Source organism: Streptomyces sp. NBC_00704 (assembly GCF_036226605.1).
In the GTDB taxonomy this organism is placed as follows: domain Bacteria; phylum Actinomycetota; class Actinomycetes; order Streptomycetales; family Streptomycetaceae; genus Streptomyces.
Map to the genome: position 1 here is coordinate 1,469,852 of NZ_CP109000.1, position 25,415 is coordinate 1,495,266.

Genomic DNA, 25,415 nt, shown 5'->3' on the forward strand with positions numbered 1-25,415 from the left:
CCCGCCTGCCGACGCCGGAGCCCGCGCCTAGCGTCTGATCATGCGCTCCCCCGCCGTCATCGCCGCCGTCCTCCTGTGGCATTCGCTGCTCCTGCCCGGCGCCGCCGCCCCGCACTCCGGCCCGGCCGCCCCGCTCCCCGGCGCCGGCACGCCGTTGCCCGCGAGGATGGCGGCCACCGGCGGCGGGACCCAGCTGATCACCGCCGTGGCCCCGAAGGCGGACGGCGCCTCGGGCACGCTCGCCTGGTGGGACCTGCGGGGCGGCCGCTGGGTGCGCGCCGGATCCGCCCCCGCCCGGTTCGGCGCGAACGGGCTGGTCGAGGGGGCCGCCCGCCGCCAGGGGACGAACACCACTCCGACGGGCCTGTACGGCCTCCCGTTCGCCTTCGGGCTGCGGCCCGCGCCGCGCGGGACGACGTATCCCTACCGTCCCGTGCGCCAGGACTCCTGGTGGTGCCAGGACAACGCGTCCGGCGCCTACAACCGGTGGACCCAGCCGCGGCCGGCGGACTGCCGTGCCGCCGAGTCCGAGCATCTGGTGACGTACCGGACGCAGTACGCCCACGCGCTCGTGATCGGGTTCAACTACGACAGGCCCGTGCGCGGTCGCGGAGCGGGGATCTTCCTCCACGTCGACGGGCGGGGAGCGACGGCGGGCTGTGTGTCGGCCCCCGCGGACGCGCTGCGCCGGATCCTCGCCTGGGCGCGGCCGGACGGGCGTCCGCACATCGCGATCGGCACGTCCGCCGGGCCGACGGCGATCACCCGGTACTGAGCCGCCGCGCTCCCGGAGCGGTGCGGGCCCGGACCGAGCGCCCGAGCACGGGTTACCGGCGGTCGCCCCGCTCCCGGACCGCTCCCATAACGCTCCCGACGTCTCGGTGCGCAGATGAACACTCCGCGCTCGCGGCCCGTATCTGAGGGCCAAGGGTCAGTACCCACGGAGGAACAGTGACCACGACGATCGCCGGCGGCCGTGCCGCCCGCCGCCAGACGATGCGCCGCATCCGTCCGCGCCGCTCACCGGCCGTTCCGCTGCTGCTCGCCGTGTGGGCGGGCGCGGCGGGCGTGCTGTGGCTGTGGTGGAGCAACACGCCGAACATCGCGGACGACAACAGCAAGATCCTCAACGCGGGACGGATCACCGGGCTGCTCGCCGGGTACCTGATGGCGCTCGTCGTGCTGCAGATGGCGCGGGTGCCCGCACTGGAGCGGCGGGTGGGCTCGGACCGGGTCGCCCGCTGGCACGCGATGAGCGGCCGGTACACGCTCTGCCTGGTCTTCGCGCACGTCTTCCTCATCATGTGGGGGTACGCGCTGCAGGCCGGCAAGACGCTGGGGGACATCGTCCAGCAGACGGTCGACTCCGTCGAGCAGCTGCCCGACATGGGCAAGGCGGCCATCGGCACCGGCCTCTTCCTGCTGATCGGGCTGGTCTCGATCGCGCCGGTGCGCCGGCGGATGCCGTACGACACCTGGTACCACATCCACCTGCTGACGTACGGGGCCGTGTTCCTGACCTTCTGGCACCAGATCACCACCGGCAACGACTTCGCCGTCGAACCGACCGCGAAGACCGCCTGGTACGCGCTGTACGGGTCGGTCACCGCGCTCGTCGTCTGGTACCGGGTCATCACCCCGCTCCGGCTGAACCTGCGTCACCGCATGTACGTCGAGGCCGTCATCGAGGAGACGCCGGGCATCGTGTCCGTGCTGATCGGCGGCCGCAAACTGCACCGGATGGGCGCGGAGGCCGGACAGTTCTTCCGCTGGCGGTTCATGGCGCCGGGGATGCGCCTCAGCTCCCACCCGTACTCGCTGTCGGCGGCGCCCCGCCCGGAGCTGCTGCGGATCACCGTCAAGGCGATCGGCGACCACAGTGCGGCGCTGCGCGAGCTGACGCCCGGCACCAAGGTGTGGGCCGAGGGTCCGTACGGTGCGATGACGGCGTCCCGGCGCAGCCGCGGCAAGGTGCTGCTGGTGGCCGGCGGGGTCGGCATCACGCCGATGCGGGCGCTGTTCGAGACGCTGCCGGGCGGAGCCGGTGACATCACTCTCCTCTACCGGGCCAACAGCACCCAGGACCTGGCCCTGTGGGACGAGCTGGCGAAGATCGCCGACGAGCGCGGGGCGCGGCTGATGTACGCGGTCAACAGCCCCGACGGGGAGCGCCCCGACATCTCGTCGGAGTCCCTCCAGCGCAAGATCCCCGACATCGAGAACCACGACGTCTTCATGTGCGGGCCGAACGGGTTCGCCCAGGGCGTGCACGAGGCACTGCGCGGCGCCGGGGTTCCCGCCCGCCGCATCCACCACGAGTCGTTCGAGATGTGAGCGACCCGTACGCACGGGAACCTCGCCCACCAACCGGAACCAGGAGCTCAGTCAAGCGATGAGGAAGAGCCACCCTCTTCGGCGGGTCGTGCTGGCCACCGCCGCCACCGTGTCAGGGATCGTGCTGCTGCTGTCGCTGAAGCCGTCGTCCGACCCCGCTTCCGCGCAGGCCGCGGGCTCGGGGACGGGCGCGGCGGCGGCGCAGGAAGCGGCGCAGGGCGGAGCCGGCGCGCCGGTGACCGGCACGATGACCGGCGACGCCGTCCAGACGCAGTACGGGGCCGTTCAGGTCCGGATCACCGTGGTCGCGAACAAGATCACCAAGGCGGAGGCGGTCCAGGCCCCCAAGGGCGGCACCAGCGATCAGAAGACGGCGCTGGCGGTGCCCAAGCTCAACGCCGCCGTCGTCGCCGAGCAGAGCCCCGACATCGACACCGTCTCGGGGGCGACCTACACCAGCGAGGGCTACAAGAAGTCGCTTCAGTCGGCGATCGACAAGGCGAACGCGAGCGCCCGGCCGGGGCCCGGGTCCTCCCAGGGGTCGGGCAGCGCGCAGGCCTCGGGGGCCTTCACCGGCGCGGCGGTCCAGACGCAGTACGGAACCGTGCAGGTCCGGATCACGGTGGCCGGCGGCAAGATCACCAAGGCGGAGGCGGTCCAGGCCCCCAAGGGCGGCACCAGCGACCAGAAGACCGAACTGTCCGTCCCCAAGCTCAACCAGGAGGCCGTCGCCAAGGGCAGCGCCGACATCGACTCCGTCTCCGGCGCCACCTACACCAGCGAGGGCTACAAGAAGTCGCTTCAGTCGGCGCTGGACCAGGCGAAGGCGAAGGGCGGCTCGGGGTCCGGCTCCGCGTCGGGCTCCGGGAACGCGGGATCCTCGGCGGGCGCCGCACAGGCCAAGACCGTCACGGGCGCCGTCCAGCAGACGCAGTACGGGCCGGTCCAGGTCCGGATCACGGTCGCCGGCGGCAAGATCACCAAGGCGGAGGCGGTCCAGGCCCCCAAGGGCGGCACCAGCGACCAGAAGACCGAACTGTCCGTCCCCAAGCTCAACCAGGAGGCCGTCGCCAAGGGCAGCGCCGACATCGACTCCGTCTCCGGCGCCACCTACACCAGCGAGGGCTACAAGAAGTCGCTTCAGTCGGCGCTGGACCAGGCCGGTGGCTGACACCGTGACGGAGCCCGCCCCCGCCCCCGCCGTGATGCGGCATGCCGAAGAGGTCATGGGGACCGTCTTCTCCTTCGACGTCCGCGGCGGCGAGCCCGAGCCGGTGCGGGCGGCGCTGGAGGAGGCGATCGCCTCCCTGCACCGGGTGAACGAGGTGTTCAGCACCTACCGCGAGGACAGTCAGGTGTCCCGGCTGGCGCGCGGTGAACTGACCGCCGGGAAGTGCGACCCCGAGGTCGCCGAGGTACTGGCGCTGGGCGAGGAGGCGGAACGGGTCAGCGAGGGCTGGTTCAGCATGCGCTACCAGGGCCGGCTGGACCCGACCGGCGTCGTCAAGGGCTGGGCCGCCGAGCGCGCGGCCCGGCTGATCTCGGCGGCGGGCGCGAGCGGGGTCAGCGTCAACGGCGGCGGGGACGTGCAGCTGCTGGGCGTTCCCGGCCCGGAGCGGCCGTGGCGGGTCGGGGTGTCCGACCCCCTGCGGCCGGGCGGCCTGGCGGCCGTGGTGTCGGCGGCGGGCGCGGACGAACTGGCGGTCGCCACGTCGGGCACGGCGGAACGCGGCGCCCATATCGTCGACCCTCGCACGGGCCGCTCCGCGGTGACGGACCTGGTGGCCGTGACCGTGGTGACGCCCCGGCTGACCTGGGCGGACTGCTGGGCGACGGCGGCGTTCGCGATGGGGTCGCGGGAGGCGCTGGCGTGGCTGGAGGCGCTCCCGGACGTCGAGGCGCTGCTGATCACGGCGGGCGACGAGGTCCGCTGCACGGGAGGCCTGGCCCGCCGCCTGGGCTGAACCCCCGGCCCCGGAGAAGGGGGGCGCGGGCAACCGCGCAAAGCCCCCACCCACCCGCACCGGACACCAAGGCCGAGGTCACCCACCCAGGGGCGCGGGGAACCGCGCGACCAGCCCCCACCCACCCGCACGCGAACGACCACCCGGCACCAACCCCTTCAGGGGCGCGGGGAACTGCGCAGAACCCCCCCCACCCGCACCGAACACCGAGGCCGAGGTCACCCACCGTCACAGCGCCGCAACGGACCTAGTGCCCGTTCTGGGCCAGCCGCAGCAGATGGTCCGCCAGCGCCTGTCCGCCCGCCGGCTCCCGGCTGATCAGCAGCAGCGTGTCGTCGCCCGCGATGGTGCCGAGGATGTCGTGCAGCTCCGCCTGGTCGATGGCCGAGGCGAGGAACTGGGCGGCCCCCGGAGGGGTCCGCAGGACCACGAGGTTGGCGGACGCCTCCGCGGAGATGAGCAGCTCCTGCGACAGCCGCCGCATCCGCTCCTCCTTCGCCGACTCCCCGAGCGGCGCCCGCGGGGTCCGGAAACCCCCCTCGCTGGGCACGGCGTAGATGAGGTCGCCGTCGTTGTTGCGGATCTTGACGGCGTTCAGCTCGTCCAGGTCCCGCGACAGCGTCGCCTGGGTGACGCTCAGCCCGTCGTCGGCGAGCAGCTTCGCCAGCTGGCTCTGCGAGCGCACCGGCTGCCGGTTGAGGATGTCCACGATCCGGCGGTGACGCGCGGTGCGGGTCTGCGGCACGGCGGCGCCGCCCGCTCCGGCCTGGTCATGGTCCTGCGCCTGGCTCATCGTCGTCTCATTCCCCGGATCCGTCCCCGTTCGCTGCGTCGAGGATGCCGGGCAGTGCCCGCAGGAACGCCTCCACCTCGTCGTCGCGCAGGTTCAGCGGCGGCATCAGCCGAACGACGTCGGGGGCGGGCGCGTTCACCAGGAACCCGGCCTCCTGAGCCGCCTGGCGCACCTGGGGCGCGAGGGGCTCGGTGAGCACGATACCCAGGAGGAGACCCGCGCCCCGGACATAATCGATCAACGGGTGCCCCGTACCCGTGATCCCGTCCCGCAGCGTCTCGCTCTGCCGCTTGACGTTCTCGAGCAGCCCTTCGTTCTCGATGGTGTCGAGCACGGCGAGCCCGGCGGCGCAGGCGACGGGGTTGCCGCCGAACGTCGTGCCGTGCTGGCCGGGCTGCAAAAGGTCCGCCGCCCGGCCGAAGGCGACGGTCGCGCCCAGCGGCAGTCCGCCGCCGAGGCCCTTCGCCAGGGTCACGACGTCCGGCAGGACGCCCTCGTGGGCCTGGTACTCGAACCAGTTGCCGGTGCGGCCGACACCGGTCTGCACCTCGTCCAGGACGAGCAGCGCGCCGGTCGCGGCGGTGATGGCGCGGGCCGCCTTGAGGTAGCCCGGGGGCGGGACGACGACGCCCAGCTCGCCCTGGACGGGCTCCAGGACGACGAGCGCGGTCTCCTCGGTGACGGTGGCGGCAAGGGCCTGCGCGTCGCCGAACGGCACGTGGGTGACGTCGCCCGGCAGCGGCAGGAACGGCTCGCGCTTGCCCTGCTGCCCGGTGAGCGCCAGGGCTCCCATGGTCCGGCCGTGGAAGGCGCCCTCGGTGGCGACGACGTGCGTGCGCCCGGTCAGCCGGCCGATCTTGAAGACGGCCTCGTTGGCCTCGGCGCCGGAGTTGCAGAAGAAGACCCTGCCGTCCCGGCCGAAGTGCTGGAGCAGCCGTTCGGCGAGGGCGACCGTCGGCTCGGCCATGAAGAAGTTGGAGATGTGGCCGAGGGACGCGATCTGCCGGCTCACCGCGTCCACGACGGCCGGGTGGGCGTGGCCGAGCGCGTTGACGGCGATGCCGCCGACGAAGTCGAGGTATTCCTTGCCGTCGGCGTCCCAGACCCGGCTGCCCGCGCCGCGCGCCAGGGGCAGCAGCGGGGTGCCGTAGTTGTGCATGAACGCGCCCTGCCACCGCGCGGTCAGCTCCTGGTTGGCGTCGCTCACGGCTCCCCCTGTCCGTCGGGCACGACCATCGTGCCGATTCCCTCGTCGGTGAAGATCTCCAGCAGGATCGAGTGCTGGACCCGTCCGTCGATGACCCGGGCGGTGTTCACGCCGTTGCGGACGGCGTGCAGACAGCCCTCCATCTTCGGGACCATGCCGGAGCTGAGGTCCGGCAGCAGCTTCTCCAGCTGCGCGGCCGTGAGGCGGCTGATCACCTCGTCGCTGTGGGGCCAGTCCTCGTAGAGTCCCTCGACGTCCGTGAGGACCATGAGGGTCTCGGCGCCCAGAGCAGCAGCGAGTGCCGCAGCCGCCGTATCAGCATTGACGTTGTAGACATGTCCGTCGTCCTGTGAGCGGGCGATCGAGGAGACGACCGGGATGCGGCCGTCGGCGAGCAGGGCCTCGATGGCGCCGGTGTCGATGGCGGTGATCTCGCCGACCCGTCCGATGTCGACCTGCTCGCCGTCGATCTCGGGCCGGTGCCTGGTGGCGGTGATGGTGTGGGCGTCCTCGCCGGTCAGTCCGACGGCGAGCGGCCCGTGCTGGTTGAGCAGGCCGACCAGCTCGCGCTGCACGTGCCCGGCGAGCACCATCCGTACGACGTCCATGGCGTCCTCGGTGGTGACGCGCAGGCCGGCCTTGAATTCGCTGACGATGCCGTGCTTGTCGAGGGCGGCGCTGATCTGCGGGCCGCCGCCGTGCACGACGACCGGCTTGAGGCCGGCGTGGTGCAGGAAGACGACGTCCTGCGCGAAGGCGGCCTTGAGGTCGTCGTCGATCATGGCGTTGCCGCCGAACTTGATGACGACGGTCCTGCCGTTGTGGCGTACCAGCCAGGGCAGCGCCTCGATGAGGATCTGCGCCTTGGGAAGCGCGGTGTGTTTGCGGGTCACGTTGCTCATGAGGAGTAGGCGCTGTTCTCGTGGACGTAGTCGGCGGTCAGGTCGTTGGTCCAGATCGTGGCCGTCTCGGATCCGGCGGCGAGGTCGGCGACGATGTGCACCTCGCGGTAGCGCATGTCGACCTTGTCGCGGTCCTCGCCCACGCCGCCGTTCTTGCACACCCAGACGCCGTTGATGGCGACGTTCAGCCGGTCGGGCTCGAAGGCGGCCTTCGTCGTGCCGATCGCGGAGAGCACGCGGCCCCAGTTGGGGTCCTCGCCGTGGATGGCGCACTTGAGGAGGTTGTTGCGGGCGATGGAGCGGCCGACCTCGACGGCGTCGTCCTCGTCGGCGGCGCCCACAACCTCGATCCTGATGTCCTTGCTGGCGCCCTCGGCGTCCCGGACGAGCTGCTGGCCGAGGTCGTCGCAGACGGCGCGCACGGCGGCGGCGAACTCCTCGTACCCGGGGGTGACGCCGGAGGCGCCGGAGGCGAGCAGCAGCACGGTGTCGTTGGTGGACATGCAGCCGTCGGAGTCGACGCGGTCGAAGGTGACCCGGGTGGCGTCGCGCAGCGCCTTGTCCAGGGTCTCGCTGTCGGCGTCGGCGTCGGTGGTGAGGACGACCAGCATGGTGGCGAGGCCGGGGGCGAGCATGCCCGCGCCCTTGGCCATGCCGCCGACGGTCCAGCCGTCGCCCTGGGCCACGGACGTCTTGTGGACGGTGTCGGTGGTCTTGATGGCGATGGCGGCCTTCTCGCCGCCGTGCTCGGACAGCTGTGCGGCGGCGGCCCGGACGCCGGGCAGCAGCTTGTCCATGGGCAGCAGGACGCCGATGAGGCCGGTCGAGGCCACGGCGACCTCGGCCGCGTTGTGCCCGAGCACCTCGGCGGCCTGCTCGGCGGTCGCGTGGGTGTCCTGGAAGCCCTTCGGGCCGGTACAGGCGTTGGCGCCGCCGGAGTTGAGGACCACCGCGCTCACCTGGCCGCCCTTGAGGACCTGCTCGGACCACAGGACGGGCGCGGCCTTGACGCGGTTGGAGGTGAAGACGCCCGCGGCCGCTCGGCGCGGCCCGGTGTTGACCACGAGGGCCAGGTCCGGGTTGCCGTTCTCCTTGATCCCGGCGGCGATGCCCGCCGCCGTGAATCCCTTGGCTGCCGTGACGCTCACTGCATCTCCTCGTTCGATTCTGCGGCCGCGCGGCGCGGCGCGGCGGCGATCGTCGTCGTCCGCGGCCCGGTGGCCGCGGCTGCGCCGCTCACGGGGCGACTCCGGTCGTGGAAAGCCCGGTGCTCTCGTCGAGTCCCAGGGCGATGTTCATGCTCTGCACGGCTCCGCCCGCGGTGCCCTTGGTCAGGTTGTCGATGGCGCTGACGGCGATGACGCGGCCCGCGGCCTCGTCGTGGGCGACCTGCACCTGGACGGCGTTGGAACCGTAGACGGACGCCGTGGCGGGCCACTGCCCCTCGGGGAGGAGGCGGACGAACGGTTCGTCGGCGTAGGCCTTGGCGTAGGCGGCGCGGACGGCTTCCGCGCCGACGCCGGGCCGGGCCTTGGCGCTGCACGTGGCGAGGATGCCGCGGGACATGGGCGCGAGGGTCGGCGTGAAGGACACCGTCACCGGCTCGCCCGCCGCCGCGCTGAGGTTCTGGATCATCTCGGGGGTGTGCCGGTGGACGCCGCCCACACCGTAGGGCGACATGGAGCCCATGACCTCGGAGCCGAGCAGGTGCGTCCGGGCGGCCTTGCCCGCGCCGGAGGTGCCCGAGGCGGCCACGATCACGGCCTCGTTCTCGGCGAGGGCGGCGGCGTACGCGGGGAACAGGGCCAGCGAGACGGCCGTGGGGTAGCAGCCGGGGACCGCGATGCGCCTGGACCCCTCCAGCGCGGCGCGGCCGCCCGGCAGTTCGGGGAGGCCGTACGGCCAGGTCCCGGCATGCGCGCTGCCGTAGAACCGCTCCCAGTCGGCCGGGTTCCTCAGCCGGAAGTCGGCGCCCATGTCGACGACGAGGACGTCCGGGCCGAGCTGTTCGGCCACGGCGGCGGACTGGCCGTGCGGGAGCGCGAGGAAGACGACGTCGTGTCCGGCGAGCACCTCGGGGGCGGTCTCCTGGAGCACGCGGTCGGCCAGCGGCAGCAGGTGCGGCTGGAGGCCGCCGAGCTTCTGACCGGCGTTGGAATGGCCGGTCAGGGCGCCGATCTCGATCTCGGGGTGCGCGAGGAGCAGGCGCAGCAGCTCTCCGCCCGCGTACCCGCTCGCTCCGGCCACCGCCGCACGTACCACCATGACTCCTCCTCCTGGACGGCATGACTATACGTTTCGTTGCACGTTTATGCAATCCATGCGGTGTCCACGCGCCGGGCAGCGGCATCGCCCCCTGTCGATCTTCATCTTCATCGCGGAAGGCTTCGGCCAGGACGACGACCCGGTGGAGTAAGCCGGGGGTGTGGTCCGACGCCGTGGGAGTGCTGCTGTCGGTCCACTTCTTCCCCCTGGTGCCGGATCGGCCGGCCGAGAGGGGCTGGTCGCGGCGCAAGGGCGCCTGGCGGGCGTGGACGGCGGCCGTCCACGCCCGCCGGCCGGGTCCGGCTACCGCCGCCCGATGCGCAGGAAGGTGACCGAGTTCGCCGGGAAGGTGTACGTGAACTTCCGGGCGACGCCGGTGAACGTGGAGGTCACCGGGGCGACCGCGGTCGCCGTCTCCGAGTTGACCGCGTCCGGCGCGGCCGCGAGCGTGGTCACCCGGGCCCTGGACGCGACCTTCGCCCGGCCCAGGTCGATCGCCGTGCGCGCGTCGGCGGACTGGGCGTTGACGACCTTGACGATCAGGTCGCCGGTCTTCCCGTCCTCGGTGACGACCTGGCGGAACGGCTCGGCGGGCTTGTCGTCGGTGAAGGCGCCCCACTCCCGGCCGTCGAGGTACAGGGTGACCTGGCGGCCCCGCACCTTGACGTGGACGTCGTAGGCGCGGCCGGTCTCCACGGAGCCGGCCTTGGAGATCAGCGTCGACTTGCCGCCGTCCACGGCCTGTTCGACGGCGGACTGGGTGTTGTTCCAGCCGCCCAGGTTCCACCAGTAGTAGTTGCCGGTGTCCTTGACGCCGAACGCGACGAGGAAGCCTTCCTTGCCGGACTTCTTGGTGGCCTTCACCTGAAGGTCGTAGTCGTGCCAGGCGGGGTCGCCGGCCGAGACCATGGTGTTCTCGGCGGCGGTGTCGGTCTGCGCGTACTGCCCGTCCTGGAGCGACCAGTCGCCGCCGCCGGTGTGCGTCCATCGCGAGGCGTCGCCGGAGAAGTCGTCGCTCAGCAGCGTGGCGCCGTCCGCGCCGGTCACCCGCACGTCGTCGTAGGCGGCGGCGGTCGCCCAGGTGGAGAGGCCGACGGCGCCGGTGATCGGGCCCTGGAGGGACGGGGTGCCGCTGGCCGTGGACGGGACCACGCGGTCGCCCACGTTGGTCATGAACAGCTTCTGCACCTCGTAGTTGGCCGAGTTCCAGGAGGCGTGGTTGTTGAACCACACCAGGTCCGGACGCCATTGGACGTAGTCCTCGTTGGCGAACAGCGGCGCGTAGGAGGCGAGCTGGACGACGTCGGCGTTGCGCTCCAGGCCGGTCATGAACGCGGCTTCGGCCAGGCCGTTCTGCAAGGCGTTGCCCTGTGAGGCGTATTCGCCGAGGAAGACCTTGGGGCCGCCGCGGTCGTAGGAGTCGTAGCGGTCGTTGTTCTGCAGGAACCACTGCGGGCTGTTGTAGTAGTGCTCGTCGACCATGTCGACCTTGCCGGCGCGGTTGAGCTGCCAGGCCGTGTCGAAGGTCGCACCGGAGTCGTCGGGGCCGGAGTTGGAGACGACGGTGACGTCCGGGTACCTGGCCGCGACGGCGGCGCGGAACTCCTGGAAGCGGGCGAAGAACTCGGCCGGGAGGTTCTCCTCGTTGCCGACCTCGAGGTGGGTGAGGTGGAAGGGTTTGGGATGGCCCATCTGCGCGCGCTTGCGGCCCCAGGTGGAGGTGACCGGGCCGTTGGCGAACTCGATGAGGTCGAGGGTGTCCTGGACGTGCCGTTTCAGCAGCGCCCCGTCGGCCACCGCCTTGTTCTGGCCGCAGCCGGTGACCAGGGCGGGGACCACGGGCAGCGGCATCGCGCCGACGTCCTCGGCGAAGCGGAAGTACTCGTAGTAGCCGAGTCCGTAACTCTGGTTGTAGCCCCAGAAGTTGGAGTTGACCGCGCGCTCCTCGACGGGGCCGACGGTGTCCTTCCACTGGTAGGACCGGGCACGCTGCCAGCCGGACGCCTCGCTGTAGTCCTGCATGGAACCGGTGTTCACCAGGCAGCCGCCCGGGAAGCGCACGAAGCCCGGGTGCAGGGCGGCGACCTTCTCGGCGAGGTCCTTGCGCAGGCCGTTGGGCTCGTGCTTGTAGGTGTCGCGGGGGAACAGGGAGACCATGTCGAGGGCGGCCGCGGCCGAGGAGCCGACCGTCAGCCGGCCGTCGCCGCTGGTGCGGGCCGCGGTGAAGGACGTCCGGTACCGGACCCAGCCGCCGGCGCGCACGGCCACCCGGCGGGCGGGGGCGAGCGTGCCGCCGGCGTCCTGGAGGCTCACGGTGAGGGTGCTGCCGTGCCCGGCGCGGGCCCAGACCGAGAAGTCGTACTTCTTGCCCTGCTCGACCCGGATGCCGGTGTTGTAGCCGGAGTTGGTGACGGACGATCCGGCGTCCAGGGACAGGTAGGCGCGGTTGCGGTCGTTGAGGCGCCCGGCGTCGTCGAGGACCCGGGCGGAGCCGCCGACCGTCCAGGAGGTCAGCGGGGTGTACGACCCGTTGTCGACGGGGGCGTACTCGAAGGACCTGTTCTGCACGAGTTCGGCGTACAGACCGCCGTCGGCGGCCCGGTTGATGTCCTCGAAGAAGACGCCGTACATCGTGTCGCCGATCTTCGCGCCCTTGGCGGCGGGGTCGACGGCGAGGGTGTAGTCGGTGGCGCCGGCGGCCTGCGCGGGGGCCGGGACCGCTCCCGCGGCCAGCAGGAGGGCGCTCGCCCCGAGACCGAGTCTCAGTCGGACGGTGCTGCGTGACATGGATGCTCCGAGGCTCTGCGTGCACGAATGTTCGAGATACCGGACGCTGATCAGCACTTCGAACGGCAAGATAGGGAGGGGGCCGGGGAGCGTCAATGGGTCGCGCGGCAGCGGAAGTTTCGGGAGTGAACGGTGATGGGCGAGTTCTGGCCAGTGACCGACGTGCTGGCCCATCTGGCCGGGAGCTGGCGGACGGAGCGGTCCGTGCGGGACCTCGCGAGCGGGGACACGGGCGCGTTCACGGGCACGACCGTCTTCGCGCCGCTCGACGGCGGCGGGCTGCTGCACCGGGAGAGCGGCACGTTCACCTGGCGGGGCGTCGCCCGGCCGGCCGAGCGCACCCTGCGCTTCCTGCCGGGGCCGGCGCCCGGCGCGGCGGACGTCCGGTTCGCCGACGGCCGTCCCTTCCACGACCTGGACCTGACGACCGGACGGCACACGAGCGAGCACCCCTGCGCGGCCGACCTCTACCGGGTCGAGTACACCGTCGCGGACGCGGACCGCTGGCGGACGGTGTGGCGGGTGGGCGGTCCGGCCAAGGACCTGCTGCTGACGACCCGCTACACGCGCGTCGGCTGAACCGGCACCCCTTCGAGGCGCAGGTTCCAGCGCCCGCCCCGGCCGGTCACGGTGGTCGCCGACAGGGGGCGTACGTCGATGTTCCAGTACGTCGCGGGCGGCGCCTTGAGCACGTAGACCACGGCGGCGCGGATCACGCTGGGCTCGGCCACCGCGACGATCTTGTCGCCGTCGCCGACGGGCCGGGTGTCGAGCCAGTCGCCCACCCGCGTGACGAAGTCCAGCAGGGACTCGCCGCCGTGCGGGGTCGCCAGCGGGTCGGCCAGCCAGGCGTCCACCGCCTGCGGTTCCCGGGCCATCGCCTCGCCGAGCGTGAGACCGCGCCAGCGGCCCATGTCGCAGTCGCGCAGCGCGAGCTGCACCAGGGGCGCGTACCCGAGGGCGTCGCCGGTCGCGCGGCTGCGCGGGGTGGGCGAGCAGTACCGCAGGCCGGCGGCGGCGAGCGGCAGGAGATCGGGCACCGCCCGCTGCACCTCGTCCCAGCCCGGCTGGTCCAGCGGGCGGTCGTCCTCGAAGCGCTCCGCGAGCAGCGAGGAGCTGCGAGCGGCGGCGACGAACGTGACCCGAAGTGGCATGCGGCGATGGTGAGCCGCGGAAGTGCGCAGGTCAAGAGGTGTTATCCGCTAGTTGTCACGACTGGGCCGAACCTTGGCCGAAGGTCTGGACACCACAGGGCAAGTCACTCGAAAACGAGCGCCATCCACCGGTCGGGCGCCGCGAGCGGCCGGAAACCGGCCTTCTCGTACACGCCGTGCGCGTCGTGCGTGGCGAGCAGGATGCGGCGCAGCCCGTACGGCGTGAGGTGGTCGCGCACCGCCTCGGTCAGCGCGGTGCCGAGCCCCTTGCCGCGCGCGGCCGGGTCGACGTACACGTCGCACAGCCAGGCGAAGGTGGCCAGGTCGGTCACCACGCGGGCGTAGGCGACCTGCTCGCCGGACGCCGTGTCGTACACCCCGAAGTTGAGCGAGCCCGCCGTCGCCCGTTCCTGCTTGTCCAGGGTCCGCCCGATCGCCCAGTACGCGTCGGACGAGAGCCAGCGGTGCACGCGGGCGACGTCGATGCGGTCGGGGTCGGTGGACATCTCGTAGCCGTCGGGGAAGCCTGGTGCGTCGCTCATGGCGGGATCCTCACAGCGCGCGGGACGTCATGTCGAACGGTTTGCGGGCAGCGCCTCCGCGCACGCGGCCTCCAGCCGCCGCACGCCCTCCGCGATCTCCTGCGTCCCGGCGACGGCGGCGAAGCTCAGCCGGACGTGGGCGGCGGGGGGTTCGGCGCTGAAGTAGGGCCTGCCCGGCGTGAGGGCGACCCCGGCGCGCAGCGCGGCGGCGGTGAAGGCCGCCTCGTCCGTGCCGTCCGGCAGGCGCAGCCACAGGTGGTAGCCGCCGGACGGGATGTGCGGCAGGGCGAGGCGGGGCAGCCGCAGCCGCAGGGCCGCGGCCATCGCGTCCCGCCGGGCCCGCAGCTCGGCCGCGACGGAGCGCAGGTGGCGCGGCCAGGCCGGCGAGCCGACGAGTTCGAGGGCCGCCTCCTGCAACGGGCGGGGCACGAAGAAGCTGTCGACGACCTGGATGGCGCGCAGCCGCTCCAGCACCGGGCCGCGGGCCACCAGGGCGCTGACCCGGAAGCTCGGCGAGGTCGCCTTGGTCAGCGAGCCCACGTGGACGACGACGCCGTCGGGGTCCTCGGCGGCGAGCGGGCGCGGCAGCGGGCCGGCGTCCTCGTGCGCGAGACGGCGCACGAAGTCGTCCTCCACGACGAACGCGCCCGCCTCCCGGGCGATGCGCAGCACCTCGGCCCGCCGGCCGGCGGCGAGGACGGCGCCGGTGGGGTTCTGGAACAGCGGCTGGCAGACGAAGACGCGGGCGCCGCTCGCCCGGAACGCGTCGGCGAGCAGGTCCGGCCTGACGCCGTCCGGGTCGACCGGGACCGGGACCGGCCGCAGCCCCGAGGAGCGGGCGATCGCCAGCATGCCGGGGTAGGTCGGGGACTCCACCAGCACCGGCGCGCCGGGCGGGGCCAGGGCGCGCAGCGCGGTGGTCAGCGAGGCCTGGCCGCCGCCGCTGACCAGGACCTCGGCCGCGGTGACCGGGCCGCCGACGGTGCGTGCGAACCAGTCGCGCAGCTCCGGCAGCCCTTCCATCGGCGGCCGTCCCCAGGCGCCGGGCCGGCGGCCCGCACGGGCCAGGGCCGCGGCCATGGCCCGCTCCGGCTGGAGCGAGGGGTGGAGGTAGCCGCCGTTGAACTCGATCACTCCGGGCGGCGGGGCGGACAGCGAGACCGTGACGCCCGAGGCGTCCACCGAGCGCGGGACGAGGTCGCCCGTCCCGTCCGCGCTCAGCGACACCTCCTGCCAGGAGGTGTCGCCGGCGGGAGCGGCGGTGTGCGACGGGCGGGCCCGGAAGGCGCCCGCGCCGGGGCGGGTGGCCACGAGCCCCTCGGCGGCGAGGTGCGCCAGCGCCCGCGAGACGGTCACCGGGCTCACCCGGTATCTCTCGACCAGGGCCCGGCTCGACGGCAGCTTCCCACCCGGCGAGTAGCGGTCGAACTCCTCACGCAGGCGTTCCACCAGTTCACCCACACTGCTACGCTCATGCATGAAGACACAGAGTAGCGCTATCGCGCCGTCGCCGATAGCGGTCAGCATCCCGGACCCCGCCGAAGGGCGGAGCGGTCCCGGCACCCTCCAGGCCGCTCTCGGCGTCGTCGCCTTCTCGCTGACGTTCCCGGCCACCGCCTGGGGCCTGGAGGGCTTCGGCCCCTGGGCGCTGGTGGCGGTGCGCAGCGTCCTGGCCGCGCTGATCGCCGGGGTGTGTCTGCTCTCCCTGAGGATCGCGCCGCCCGCCCGGCGGCACTGGGCCGGGCTCGCCGTCGTCGCCGGCGGGGTCGTCGTCGGGTTCCCCCTGCTGACCACGCTCGCGCTGCGGACGTCCACGACCGCGCACGCGGCCGTCGTGGTGGGTCTGCTGCCGCTGACGACCGCGCTCCTGTCCGCCCTGCGCACGGGCGCCCGCCCGTCGCGGGCCTTCTGGGCGGCGGCCCTGGCCGGCGCGGCCGCGGTGGCCGCGTTCACCGTGCAGCAGAGCGGCGGGGCCCTGACCACCGCCGACCTCTATCTGTTCGGGGCGCTGCTGGTGTGCGCGGCCGGCTACACCGAGGGCGGTCGGCTGGCCCGGGTGATGCCGGGCTGGCAGGTGATCGGCTGGGCGCTGGTGCTCTGCCTGCCCCTCACGCTGCCCGCCGCCGCGCTCGCCCTCGCCGTGGAACCCGTCCGCCTCACCGCGCACAGCGTGGCCGGACTGCTGTGGGTCGCCGCCGGCTCGCAGTTCCTCGGGCTGGTCGTCTGGTACCGGGGCATGGCGGCCATCGGAGTCCCCCGGGCCAGCCAGTTGCAGTTGGCGCAGCCGCTGCTCACACTGGTGTGGTCGGTGCTGCTGCTGGGCGAGCACCTCACGCCCGCCGCGCCGCTGACGGCCGCGGCCGTCGTCGTCTGCATCGCCGTCACCCAGCGGGCGCGCGGCTGACCACGAGCCGCCCGCCGCCCGCGACGGCCCGTGCGGGACGCGAGGCGCCGGCCCGACGGCACGGATCCCCGCCCGGCTCTGTGAGGAGGCCCAGATGCGCGCAACCACGGGTGACCAGCTTGTCCAGCACGGCAGGGTGGTCGGGCAACACGACAAGGTCGGCGAGATCGTCGAGGTGCTGGGCCCGGGCGGCGACCCCCCGTACCGCGTCCGCTTCGAGGACGGACACACGGGCGTGTGCTCGCCCGGCCCCGACACCGAGATCCGCCACCGCACCGCCGGAGAACGGCGCCCGTAGGGCCCAGCCTGTAAAGCCCCTCTTCGGTTCCCCGTCGGCTCGCTCCGCTCAGCTCGGGGGCGCGGCCGGCTGCGGGTAGTGATCGGCGACCACCCGGGCCATCGCTCCGATCCGGTCCTTCCTCACGTCCTCGGCGGCGAAGAACACGTGCCCGCGCACCTGGGGGTGGGCGGCGGCCAGGTCGAGGTGGGCCGACAGTTCGGCCGGGTCCTGCCAGGCGGCCGGCTGCGCCGGGTCGCCCGCCCGGTACAGGGCCTCGCCGATGTACAGCCGGGTGCGGCTGCCCCTGGCCACCTCCGCCCACCAGGGCACCAGCTTGGCGTAGTCGGCGACCGGCAGCCCGATGTTCCAGTACAGCTGGGGGACGACGTAGTCGATCCAGCCCTCCTTGACCCACTTGCGCGTGTCGGCGTGGATGTCGTCGTACGACTGAAGGGCCCGGGTGTCGGAGCCGCGCGAGTCGGTGGCGGCGTTGCGCCACACGCCGAACGGGCTGATCCCGAACTGGGTGCCGGGCCGGGTGTCCCGGATCCGGGCGGCCGTCTCCAGCACCAGCCGGTCGACGTTGTCGCGCCGCCAGGCGGCCCGGGTCGCGAAGGCGCCGCCGTGGGCGTCGTAGGCGTCCTGGTCGTCGAAGGTCTGCCCGGCGACCGGGTACGGATAGAAGTAGTCGTCGAAGTGCACCGCGTCCACGGGGTACTTCGCGACCGCGTCGAGGATCGCGTCCTGCACGAAGGCGCGGACCTCCGGCAGGCCGGGGTTGTAGTAGAGCCGGCCGCCGAACCGCACCACCCAGTCCGGGTGCCGGCGCGCGGGGTGCGCGGCGACCAGCCGGGAGGGGTCGTCGTGGGTCGCGATGCGGTACGGGTTGAACCAGGCGTGCAGCTGGAGGCCGCGGGCGTGGGCCTCCTCGACGGCCGTGCCGAGCGGATCCCAGCCCGGCGCCCTGCCCTGGACGCCGGTGAGCACCTCCGACCACGGCTCGAACGGCGACGGCCACAACGCGTCGGCCGTGGGCCGCGCCTGGAGGATCACCGTGTTCAGCCGTCTGCGCACCGCCACGTCCAGCAGGGCGATCAGTTCGGCGCGCTGGGCGGCGGCGGTCAGTCCGGTCCGTGACGGCCAGTCCCGGTTGGAGACGGTCGCCAGCCACATGCCCCGCATCTCGCCCGTCGCCCGCCGCTCCCGCCCGGGAGCGGCCGCCGCGCCCGTCGTGGTGAACGCCGACAGCGCTGCCAGCGCGAACGCCCGCCGGGTCAGTCGCCCCATCGCACACATCCCCACATACTCTGCGGATCCGTTCGGTCACGGATCGTTTCCGGGGCCCAGCATGCCCCCACCCCGGCGATCGATCATCGATACTTGCTAGTAACGTGCACGATCGGAGCAGGCCGTCCGGGACCCGGCAGACCTGCCACAGCCAACAGAGTCAGCGCGGCGAAAGGTGCGATGTGACCGACATCGAGCGGGTCGGAGTGGTGGGCTGCGGCCAGATGGGGGCGGGCATCGCCGAGGTCTGCGCGCGCGCCGGCCTCGACGTCAAGGTCGCCGAGACCAATGGCGAGGCCCTGGAGATCGGCCGGACCCGGCTGCTCAACTCCCTGGCCAAGGCCGCCGAGCGCGGCAAGATCTCCGAGGAGGAGCGGGACGCCGCGCTGGCGCGCCTGAGCTTCACCACGGACCTCGGCGAGTTCGCCGACCGTGATCTGGTCGTCGAGGCCGTCGTCGAGAACGAGCAGGTCAAGACCGAGATCTTCCAGGTCCTCGACCAGGTGGTGACCCGCCCTGACGCGATCCTCGCCTCCAACACCTCCTCCATCCCGCTGGTGAAGCTGGCGGTCGCCACCTCGCGGCCCGACCAGGTCGTCGGCATCCACTTCTTCAACCCGGCGCCCGTGCAGCAGCTCGTCGAGCTGATCCCGGCGCTGACCACCTCGGAGGGCACGCTCGGCCGGGCGCAGCTGTTCGCCGAGAAGGTGCTCGGCAAGCACGCGATCCGCGCCCAGGACCGCTCCGGCTTCGTGGTCAACGCGCTGCTGATCCCCTATCTCCTGTCCGCGATCCGGATGTTCGAGACGGGCATCGCCAGCCGCGAGGACATCGACAACGGCATGGAGATGGGCTGCGCCCACCCGATGGGCCCGCTGAAGCTGTCCGACCTGATCGGTCTGGACACGGTCGCCTCGGTCGCCTTCTCGATGTACGAGGAGTACAAGGAGCCGCTCTACGCCGCTCCCCCGCTGCTCCAGCGCATGGTCGACGCGGGCCGGCTGGGCCGCAAGACCGGCTCGGGCTTCTACACGTACGGCTGACCTGCCGAAATCCGGCTCCGCCGCGGATCTGTGCAGGTCCCCGCACCACGCTGAAGGCCGCTCCCCCGGTATGCGGGGAGCGGTCTTCGGCGTTCGTCGCCGCCCCCAGGGGGCTGTGAGGGGGTTTCGGAGGGAGGTCGCGTCACTCCCTCACGCGGCAGGAGCAGGAACCGTGGGGGCCGGTGCGCTGTCCGCGCCTCACGCCCGGTGGGTTCAGCCGAGCCTCATGTGACGCAGCAGCATCAACGCGGCCGCCATGTTGGCGGCCGGGACCTCCCCCCGGGCGACCAGGTCGGGGACGCGCTTGAGGGAGACCCATTCCCTGCGGTCCGACTCGAAGTCGTCCACGGGGTGCCCCGTGTACCGCGCCTCGTCCGACCAGTAGATGTGGTGGACGGCGTCGGTGAGCCCGTTGGACGGCTCCACGCTCATCAGGTGGCGCAGGGGCCCCGGCCGCCAGCCGGTCTCCTCCTCCAGTTCCCGGGCGGCCGCCCGGGCGACGTCCTCGCCGTCCTCCACCACGCCCGCGGCCAGCTCCCAGCCCCAGCTGTCGGTGATGAAGCGGTGCCGCCACAGCAGGAGGACCTCGTTGGCGTCGTTGACGACGGTCGCCACGGCGACGGGCCGCAGCCGTATGAGGAAGTGGTCCAGATGCCGGCCGTCGGGCAGCTCCACATCTGCCAGGTTGACGCTGAACCAGCGGTTTTCATACACAGTTTGTTCGTTCTGTTTTGTCCACTGCACGGTTCTGCCACCTTCCGTCGAGTAAGTGGCAATATCGCAGCAGGAACCATGCGGCGTCGGCGCGGACGCCGGGCCGGCGCCTCCTCGGCCGCCGGGATGCGGGCGCCCGCGACGCCCCGCCTACAGCGGGACGCGCAGCGCCCCGTCGATGAGGTCGGCCGCCTCGGCCGTGCCCGCGCAGCCGCTGCGCACGAGGTGCTCGCGCACCGACCGGAGCCGGTCGCGCAGCCGCTGGGACTCCATCCCGCGCGCCTGCTCGGCCATCCGCACAGCGGTGACCACCGCCTTGTCCGCGTTGCCCTGCCGCAGCTCGATGGTGCTGAGCATGGCCAGCCGGTGCACCCGGCCTCGGTCGTGCGCCGGGGTGCCCACGGCGGCCGTCGCGTGCTCGGCGGCCGCGGTGAGATCGCCGAGGCTGAGCAGCGCCTCGGCCACCTGGACGTTGACCAGGCCGGGCTGGACATATCCGGTCTCGTCGGGCTCGTGTCCACGCCGGATGCGGTCGGCGGCTGTCTCGGCCCGCCGGATGCACGACAGGGCGCTCGTGCCGTCTCCGAGGTGCGCGTACGCCTTCGCCTGCATCGCGTACAGGTCGGAGGCGAGAGCGGGCGTGATGTGCCTGCCCGCCGCCCGCAGCGCCGCCTCCGCGAACGCCACGGCCTGCCGGTACTCCCGCATGAACAGCGACTGGTTCACCAGCAGGGCGATGACGTACGCGCCCAGTCCCCGGTCACCGCTGGCCTTCGCCAGCCTGAGCGCCTGGTGGAAGTAGCGCTGGGCGAGGCCGTGCGCGTCGGAGTCGTAGGCGCAGATCCCCGCCACCGCCACCAACCCGCCGGTCGCGCGGTGCAGTTGACGTCCCGTCTCGTCCGTGTAGCTGCCGCGCAGCAAGGGCGCGGTCTCGGCGTTCAGGAAGCCGACGACACGGCTGCGGGTCGCGATGCCGCCCGCCTTGCGGTACATCTGCTCGTAGTGGGCGCGAGCGGCGCGCAGCATCTCGATGTCGCCGGAGGTCACCCGGTGCCGGCCGCCGCGCGAGACGTCCACGTCCTCCGGCGGGTTCTCCCACTCCCACACCGGCATCACGGCCGGCGTGCCGGTGACGGCGGGAGCGCCCAGGAGGTGCGGGCGCTGCTGCTCGTCCGAGCGCCACAGGGCGGTGGCCCGCTCGACGAAGCCGGAGAGCGAGGCGCCGTGCGGGGTGGACGGCTCGCCCGGCACGCCGAGGCCGATGTCGTCGAGGGTGACCGGCCGGTGCAGCCGCACCGCGAGCACCTCGCAGATGAGGTCGGGCACCTGGCCGCGCGGGCGCTGGCCCTTCAGCCAGCGGGCCACCGCCGTGTGCTCGTACCGCAGGGCGAGGCCGCGGGCCCGTCCGGCCTGGTTGACGTGGGCGGCGAGGCCCGCGTGCGAGACGCCCGCCTCGTCGAGGATCGCGTCGAGCAGAGTGTTGGGCTGCATGGGTGCCCCCCGGTGCCGTGCCTCGTGCCGTCAGACTAGTGGGTCCGACTTCACACGGGGTGTGAACGCAAAGCCCATGCCTACGGGCCGTGCACGCTGCCACGACGCACCCGTGCCCGGTTGACTGGAGCGCCTCGCAAGAGGTTCGCCGGGCCGTCGGCTCCCCCTCCAAAAGCGACGGCCCGGTGCCGCGCTCCGCCTCCGGCGAAGGGTGAGGTCTCGGGTACGTGGACATGTCCGGACCGGCCGTGGACATGCGCGGGTCCACCGTGGCCGGTCGCGCAGTTCCCCGCGCCCCTAGGGTGTCGCACCCGACCCCTCCGACAAGAGACCCCAAGCCCAGCGCAGAACCCCAGCCCCCTCAGGGGCGCGGGGAACTGCGCGACCAGCCCCCACCGGCCGGCAGCCGGGACACGACCGAGGCCGGGGGCAAGGGGCGCAGGGGGCGCAGCCCCCAGCCCTCCAAGGGGCGCGGGGAACTGCGCGACCAGCCCCCACCGGCCGGCAGCCGGGACACGACCGAGGCCGGCCGCAAGGGGCGCAGGGGCGCAGCCCCCAGCCCTCAGGGGCGCGGGGAACTGCGCAGAACCCCGGGCTCAGCCCCGCAGGGCCGCTCCGGTCCGCTCCCCCGCCAGGGCCACCGCCGCATCACGCGCGGCCGACGCCTCGTCGACGGTCAGCGTCCGGTCCCCCGCGCGGAAGCGCAGCGCGTACGCCAGCGACTTCTTCGCCTCGCCGAGCTGCTCCGCGTTCTCGTAGACGTCGAACAGCCGGATGTCCTCCAGCAGTTCGCCCGCGCCCTCGCGCAGCGCGGCCTCGACGTCGGCGTGCGGCACGAGCCGGTCGACGACGAGGGCGACGTCCTGGGTGGCCACCGGGAACGTGGAGATGCCCGGCGCCCGGGGCGTGTCGTCGCCGACCTGCTCCAGGACGTCCAGGTCCAGCTCCATGGCGCAGGTGCGCGCGGGCAGGCCGAGGGCCTTCAGCACGCGGGGGTGCAGTTCGCCCGCGTGGCCGACGACCCGCTCGGCGCCGTCGGCGGTCACGACGAACTCGGCGCAGCGCCCGGGGTGCCACGGACCGTAGCGGCCGTTGCGGACGACCAGGTCGACGCCGGCCTCGCGGGCGACCGTGCGCCCGGCCTCGACCGCGTCGGCCCAGTTCGCCGGACGGCCCTTGCCCCACCAGCCGGCCTGCTCGCGGGCGCCCGCGAGGACGACGGCGACATGGCGCGGCTGCTCGGGCAGCACGGCGTTCAGCGACGCCAGCTCCTCGTCGGTGGGACGGCGGTCGACGGGCAGGTGCCCGGCGACGCCCTGCTCCTCGCGCGGGAGGAAGACCAGGCCGGTCTCGAAGAGCGCCAGGTCGTGCGAGCCGCGGCCGTCGTTGCGCCGCAGCGCGCCGAGCAGGCCCGGCAGCAGCGACGTGCGCAGCGCGGGCTCCTCGTCGTTGAGCGGGTTGGTGAGCCGGACGACGCGGCGGGCCGGGTCGTCGGCGTCCAGGCCGAGCTGGTCGAAGACCTGCTCGCTGACGAACGGGTAGTTCGGCGCCTCGACGTAGCCCGCCCCGGCCAGCGCGCGACCGACGCGCCGGTGCAGGCGCTGGCGGTGGGTGAGCCCGCGGCCCGAGGGCGGCTTGGGCAGCGTGGAGGGCAGGTTCTCGTAGCCCTCCAGCCGGATGACCTCCTCCGCCAGGTCGTTGACCTCGGTGAGGTCGGGCCGCCAGGACGGGACGGTGACGATCAGCTCGTCCTGCCCGTACACGTCGCAGCCGATCTCCTGGAGGCGGCGCACCACCGTCTCGCGGCCGTACACCACGCCGGCGACCTTGTCCGGGTGGTCGGCCGGGACGCTGATCGTGTGCGGCGCGGAGGGCGCGACGATCTCCGTGACGCCCGCGTCGGCGGTGCCGCCGGCGAGGAGCACCAGCAGGTCCACGGTGCGCTGCGCCGCCGCCGCGGCGGCCTGCGGGTCGACGCCGCGCTCGAAGCGCCGGGACGCCTCGGAGGACAGCTTGTGGCGACGGGCCGTGCGCGCGATCGACACCGCGTCGAAGTGCGCGGACTCGATGACCACGTCGGTCGTCGGGCTCGCGAGGTCGTCGTGGTCGGCGATCTCGGTGTTGGCGCCGCCCATGACGCCGGCGAGGCCGATGGGACCGCGGTCGTCGGTGATGACCAGGTCCTCGGCGTGCAGCTTGCGGGTGACGCCGTCGAGGGTGACGATCTGCTCGCCCTCGGCGGCCCGGCGCACGCCGATGGCGCCCTGGACCAGGTTGCGGTCGTAGGCGTGCAGCGGCTGGCCCAGCTCCGTCATCACGTAGTTGGTGACGTCGACGGCGAGCGAGATCGGGCGCATGCCGACCTTCTGCAGCCGGCGCTTCAGCCAGATCGGGGAGCGTGCCTCGGGGCTCAGGCCGGTGACGGTGCGGGCGGTGAAGCGGTCGCAGCCCATCGGCTCGGAGATCTGCACCGGGTAGCCGAAGGCGTTCGGCGCGGGGACGTCGAGCAGCGCCGGGTCGCGCAGCGCCAGACCGTAGGCGATGGCGGTCTCGCGGGCGACGCCGCGGATGGACAGGCAGTCGCCGCGGTTGGCGGTGACGGCGATGTCCAGGACCTCGTCGACCAGTTCGAGGAGCTCGATGGCGTCCTTGCCGACCTCGGTCTCCGGCGGCAGCACGATGATGCCCTTGGTGCCGTCGTCGCCCATGCCCAGCTCGTCGCTGGAGCAGATCATGCCGTGGGAGGTCCTGCCGTACGTCTTGCGCGCGGCGATCGCGAAGCCGCCGGGCAGGACCGCGCCCGGGAGGACCACGACGACCTTGTCGCCCACGGCGAAGTTGCGGGCGCCGCAGACGATCTCCTGGGGCTCACCGGTGCCGTTGGCCGTGCCGACGTCGACGGTGCAGAAGCGGATCGGCTTCTTGAAGCCCTCCAGCTCCTCGACGGTGAGCACCTGACCCACGACCAGCGGGCCCTTGAGGTCGGCTCCGAGGTGCTCGACGGTCTCGACCTCGAGGCCGGCCGACACCAGCTTGGCCTGCACGTCACGGCCGGTCTCGGTGGCCGGCAGGTCGACGTACTCCCGCAGCCAGGAAAGCGGGACCCGCATCAGATCTCCATCCCGAACGGCCGGGTGAACCGGACGTCACCCTCGACCATGTCTCGCATGTCTTCGACGTTGTGGCGGAACATCAGCATCCGCTCGATGCCGAACCCGAAGGCGAACCCGCTGTACTTCTCGGGGTCGACGCCGCAGGCGGCCAGCACCTTGGGGTTGACCATGCCGCAGCCGCCCAGCTCGATCCAGCCCTCGCTGGAGCAGGTGCGGCAGGGGCGGTCGGGGTTGCCGACGGACTCGCCGCGGCAGACGTAGCACACCATGTCCATCTCGGCGGACGGCTCGGTGAACGGGAAGAAGTTCGGCCGCAGCCGGGTCTTCATGCCCTCGCCGAACAGCGACTGGACCATGTGGTCCATCGTGCCCTTGAGGTCGGCCATGGTCAGGCCCTCGTCCACGGCGAGCAGCTCGACCTGGTGGAAGACCGGGGTGTGCGTGGCGTCCAGCTCGTCGGTGCGGTACACGCGGCCGGGGCAGATCACGTACACCGGCAGCTCGCGGTCGAGCAGCGAGCGGATCTGGACCGGCGAGGTGTGGGTGCGCAGCACGACGCCGGACTCGGTGCCGCCCTGCGGGCCCTGCACGAAGAACGTGTCGGCCTCGCCGCGGGCCGGGTGGTCCGGGCCGATGTTGAGGGCGTCGAAGTTGAACCACTCGGCCTCGACCTGCGGGCCCTCGGCGACCTCGTAGCCCATGGCCACGAAGACGTCCTCGATGCGCTCGGAGAGGGTGGTGAGCGGGTGGCGGGCGCCGGCCGGGATCCGGTCGTGGGGCAGTGTGACGTCCACCGCCTCCTCGACCAGCACCCGTGCGTCGCGCTCGGCCTCCAGCTCCTCCTGGCGGGCGGCGAGGCCCTTGTTCACGGCGCCGCGGGCCTGGCCGACGAGCTTGCCGGCGGCGGCCTTGGCGTGCGGGGGCAGGGCGCCGATCTCGCGGTTGGCGAGGGCGAGCGGGGAGGTGCCGCCGGTGTGGGCGACCTTGGCCTCCTGGAGCGCGTCGAGCGAGTCCGCGGCGGCGAAGGCGGCGAGCGCCTCGTCCCGCATGCGCTCGATCTCTTCCGGTTTCAAGGCCTCGACCTCTACCGGGTCGTACGACTTATTCGGTGCCGACATCTCTTCCCGTGCTTCCG

Annotated in this window: 22 protein-coding genes; 8 read left to right on the top strand and 14 right to left on the bottom strand. The window is 73.0% G+C overall.

The window, feature by feature from the left end; all coding sequences use genetic code 11:
* Positions 1 to 40: 40 nt before the first annotated feature.
* The 4 genes from OG802_RS06500 (at position 41) to OG802_RS06515 (ending at position 4,298) form a co-directional block, all read left to right on the top strand.
* Positions 41 to 775: a L,D-transpeptidase family protein gene (locus OG802_RS06500; RefSeq protein ID WP_329408055.1), complete on the top strand. Its 735-nt coding sequence runs from the start codon at positions 41 to 43 to the stop codon at positions 773 to 775.
* Between the two features lie 176 nt (positions 776 to 951).
* Positions 952 to 2,334, top strand: coding sequence for a ferredoxin reductase family protein (locus OG802_RS06505; protein WP_329408057.1), 1,383 nt, complete (start codon positions 952 to 954; stop codon positions 2,332 to 2,334).
* A gap of 58 nt (positions 2,335 to 2,392) precedes the next feature.
* On the top strand, positions 2,393 to 3,505 hold the full coding sequence (locus OG802_RS06510; RefSeq protein ID WP_329408059.1) for an FMN-binding protein: 1,113 nt from the start codon (positions 2,393 to 2,395) through the stop codon (positions 3,503 to 3,505).
* Positions 3,506 to 3,509: 4 nt separating this feature from the next.
* Positions 3,510 to 4,298, top strand: a complete 789-nt coding sequence (locus tag OG802_RS06515) for an FAD:protein FMN transferase (protein ID WP_329416966.1) — start codon at positions 3,510 to 3,512, stop codon at positions 4,296 to 4,298.
* Positions 4,299 to 4,545: 247 nt separating this feature from the next.
* Here the strand turns inward: OG802_RS06515 and OG802_RS06520 are convergent, their stop codons facing one another.
* The 6 genes from OG802_RS06520 to OG802_RS06545 all read right to left on the bottom strand — a co-directional run bounded on the left by OG802_RS06520 (position 4,546) and on the right by OG802_RS06545 (position 12,252).
* Positions 4,546 to 5,091, bottom strand: a complete 546-nt coding sequence (locus OG802_RS06520) for an arginine repressor (protein WP_329408061.1) — start codon at positions 5,089 to 5,091, stop codon at positions 4,546 to 4,548.
* A 7-nt stretch (positions 5,092 to 5,098) separates the two neighbouring features.
* Positions 5,099 to 6,298, bottom strand: coding sequence for an acetylornithine transaminase (locus OG802_RS06525; protein ID WP_329408063.1), 1,200 nt, complete (start codon positions 6,296 to 6,298; stop codon positions 5,099 to 5,101).
* Positions 6,295 to 7,200 (bottom strand): acetylglutamate kinase, encoded by a 906-nt coding sequence (gene argB / locus OG802_RS06530; protein WP_329408065.1) that lies wholly within the window; start codon positions 7,198 to 7,200, stop codon positions 6,295 to 6,297. Before argB ends, OG802_RS06525 begins: the two co-directional genes overlap by 4 nt.
* Positions 7,197 to 8,348, bottom strand: coding sequence for a bifunctional glutamate N-acetyltransferase/amino-acid acetyltransferase ArgJ (gene argJ / locus OG802_RS06535; RefSeq protein ID WP_329408067.1), 1,152 nt, complete (start codon positions 8,346 to 8,348; stop codon positions 7,197 to 7,199). Before argJ ends, argB begins: the two co-directional genes overlap by 4 nt.
* Positions 8,349 to 8,436: 88 nt before the next feature.
* On the bottom strand, positions 8,437 to 9,465 hold the full coding sequence (argC, locus tag OG802_RS06540) for an N-acetyl-gamma-glutamyl-phosphate reductase (RefSeq protein WP_329408069.1): 1,029 nt from the start codon (positions 9,463 to 9,465) through the stop codon (positions 8,437 to 8,439).
* Between the two features lie 303 nt (positions 9,466 to 9,768).
* Entirely contained in the window at positions 9,769 to 12,252 is a 2,484-nt protein-coding gene (locus OG802_RS06545; protein WP_329408071.1) for an alpha-L-arabinofuranosidase C-terminal domain-containing protein, read from the bottom strand.
* Between the two features lie 135 nt (positions 12,253 to 12,387).
* Here OG802_RS06545 and OG802_RS06550 point away from each other — a divergent pair, with 135 nt between their 5' ends.
* Entirely contained in the window at positions 12,388 to 12,831 is a 444-nt protein-coding gene (locus OG802_RS06550) for a DUF6314 family protein (RefSeq protein WP_329408073.1), read from the top strand.
* On the opposite strand, the gene OG802_RS06555 is transcribed toward OG802_RS06550, so the two are convergent.
* The 3 genes from OG802_RS06555 to OG802_RS06565 all read right to left on the bottom strand — a co-directional run bounded on the left by OG802_RS06555 (position 12,813) and on the right by OG802_RS06565 (position 15,427).
* On the bottom strand, positions 12,813 to 13,406 hold the full coding sequence (locus tag OG802_RS06555; RefSeq protein ID WP_329408075.1) for a histidine phosphatase family protein: 594 nt from the start codon (positions 13,404 to 13,406) through the stop codon (positions 12,813 to 12,815). The two genes, OG802_RS06550 and OG802_RS06555, sit on opposite strands and share 19 nt — an antisense overlap.
* Before the next feature lie 104 nt (positions 13,407 to 13,510).
* Positions 13,511 to 13,948 (bottom strand): GNAT family N-acetyltransferase, encoded by a 438-nt coding sequence (locus OG802_RS06560; protein ID WP_329408077.1) that lies wholly within the window; start codon positions 13,946 to 13,948, stop codon positions 13,511 to 13,513.
* A 27-nt stretch (positions 13,949 to 13,975) separates the two neighbouring features.
* On the bottom strand, positions 13,976 to 15,427 hold the full coding sequence (locus OG802_RS06565; protein ID WP_329408079.1) for an aminotransferase-like domain-containing protein: 1,452 nt from the start codon (positions 15,425 to 15,427) through the stop codon (positions 13,976 to 13,978).
* On the opposite strand from OG802_RS06565, the gene OG802_RS06570 reads away from it, so the two are divergent.
* On the top strand, positions 15,426 to 16,352 hold the full coding sequence (locus tag OG802_RS06570; protein WP_329408080.1) for a DMT family transporter: 927 nt from the start codon (positions 15,426 to 15,428) through the stop codon (positions 16,350 to 16,352). The genes OG802_RS06565 and OG802_RS06570 overlap by 2 nt on opposite strands.
* A gap of 94 nt (positions 16,353 to 16,446) precedes the next feature.
* Positions 16,447 to 16,650: a DUF1918 domain-containing protein gene (locus OG802_RS06575; protein ID WP_329408083.1), complete on the top strand. Its 204-nt coding sequence runs from the start codon at positions 16,447 to 16,449 to the stop codon at positions 16,648 to 16,650.
* A gap of 48 nt (positions 16,651 to 16,698) precedes the next feature.
* Here OG802_RS06575 and OG802_RS06580 read toward each other — a convergent pair whose 3' ends face one another.
* Positions 16,699 to 17,919: a glycoside hydrolase family 10 protein gene (locus OG802_RS06580; protein ID WP_329408085.1), complete on the bottom strand. Its 1,221-nt coding sequence runs from the start codon at positions 17,917 to 17,919 to the stop codon at positions 16,699 to 16,701.
* A gap of 182 nt (positions 17,920 to 18,101) precedes the next feature.
* Between OG802_RS06580 and OG802_RS06585 the strand changes: the two genes are divergently transcribed.
* The gene (locus OG802_RS06585) at positions 18,102 to 18,962 is read left to right on the top strand and encodes a 3-hydroxybutyryl-CoA dehydrogenase (protein ID WP_329408088.1); all 861 of its coding nucleotides are present in this window, start codon (positions 18,102 to 18,104) and stop codon (positions 18,960 to 18,962) included.
* Positions 18,963 to 19,175: 213 nt separating this feature from the next.
* Here the strand turns inward: OG802_RS06585 and OG802_RS06590 are convergent, their stop codons facing one another.
* The 4 genes from OG802_RS06590 to pheS all read right to left on the bottom strand — a co-directional run bounded on the left by OG802_RS06590 (position 19,176) and on the right by pheS (position 25,398).
* Positions 19,176 to 19,706 (bottom strand): NUDIX hydrolase, encoded by a 531-nt coding sequence (locus tag OG802_RS06590; RefSeq protein WP_329408090.1) that lies wholly within the window; start codon positions 19,704 to 19,706, stop codon positions 19,176 to 19,178.
* A 120-nt stretch (positions 19,707 to 19,826) separates the two neighbouring features.
* A complete protein-coding gene (locus tag OG802_RS06595) occupies positions 19,827 to 21,167 on the bottom strand; it encodes a transcriptional regulator (RefSeq protein WP_329408091.1) in 1,341 nt (446 codons plus the stop codon).
* 596 nt (positions 21,168 to 21,763) lie between these two features.
* Positions 21,764 to 24,277: a phenylalanine--tRNA ligase subunit beta gene (gene pheT / locus OG802_RS06600; protein WP_329408093.1), complete on the bottom strand. Its 2,514-nt coding sequence runs from the start codon at positions 24,275 to 24,277 to the stop codon at positions 21,764 to 21,766.
* A complete protein-coding gene (gene pheS / locus OG802_RS06605; RefSeq protein ID WP_329408095.1) occupies positions 24,277 to 25,398 on the bottom strand; it encodes a phenylalanine--tRNA ligase subunit alpha in 1,122 nt (373 codons plus the stop codon). Before pheS ends, pheT begins: the two co-directional genes overlap by 1 nt.
* Positions 25,399 to 25,415 lie beyond the last annotated feature (17 nt).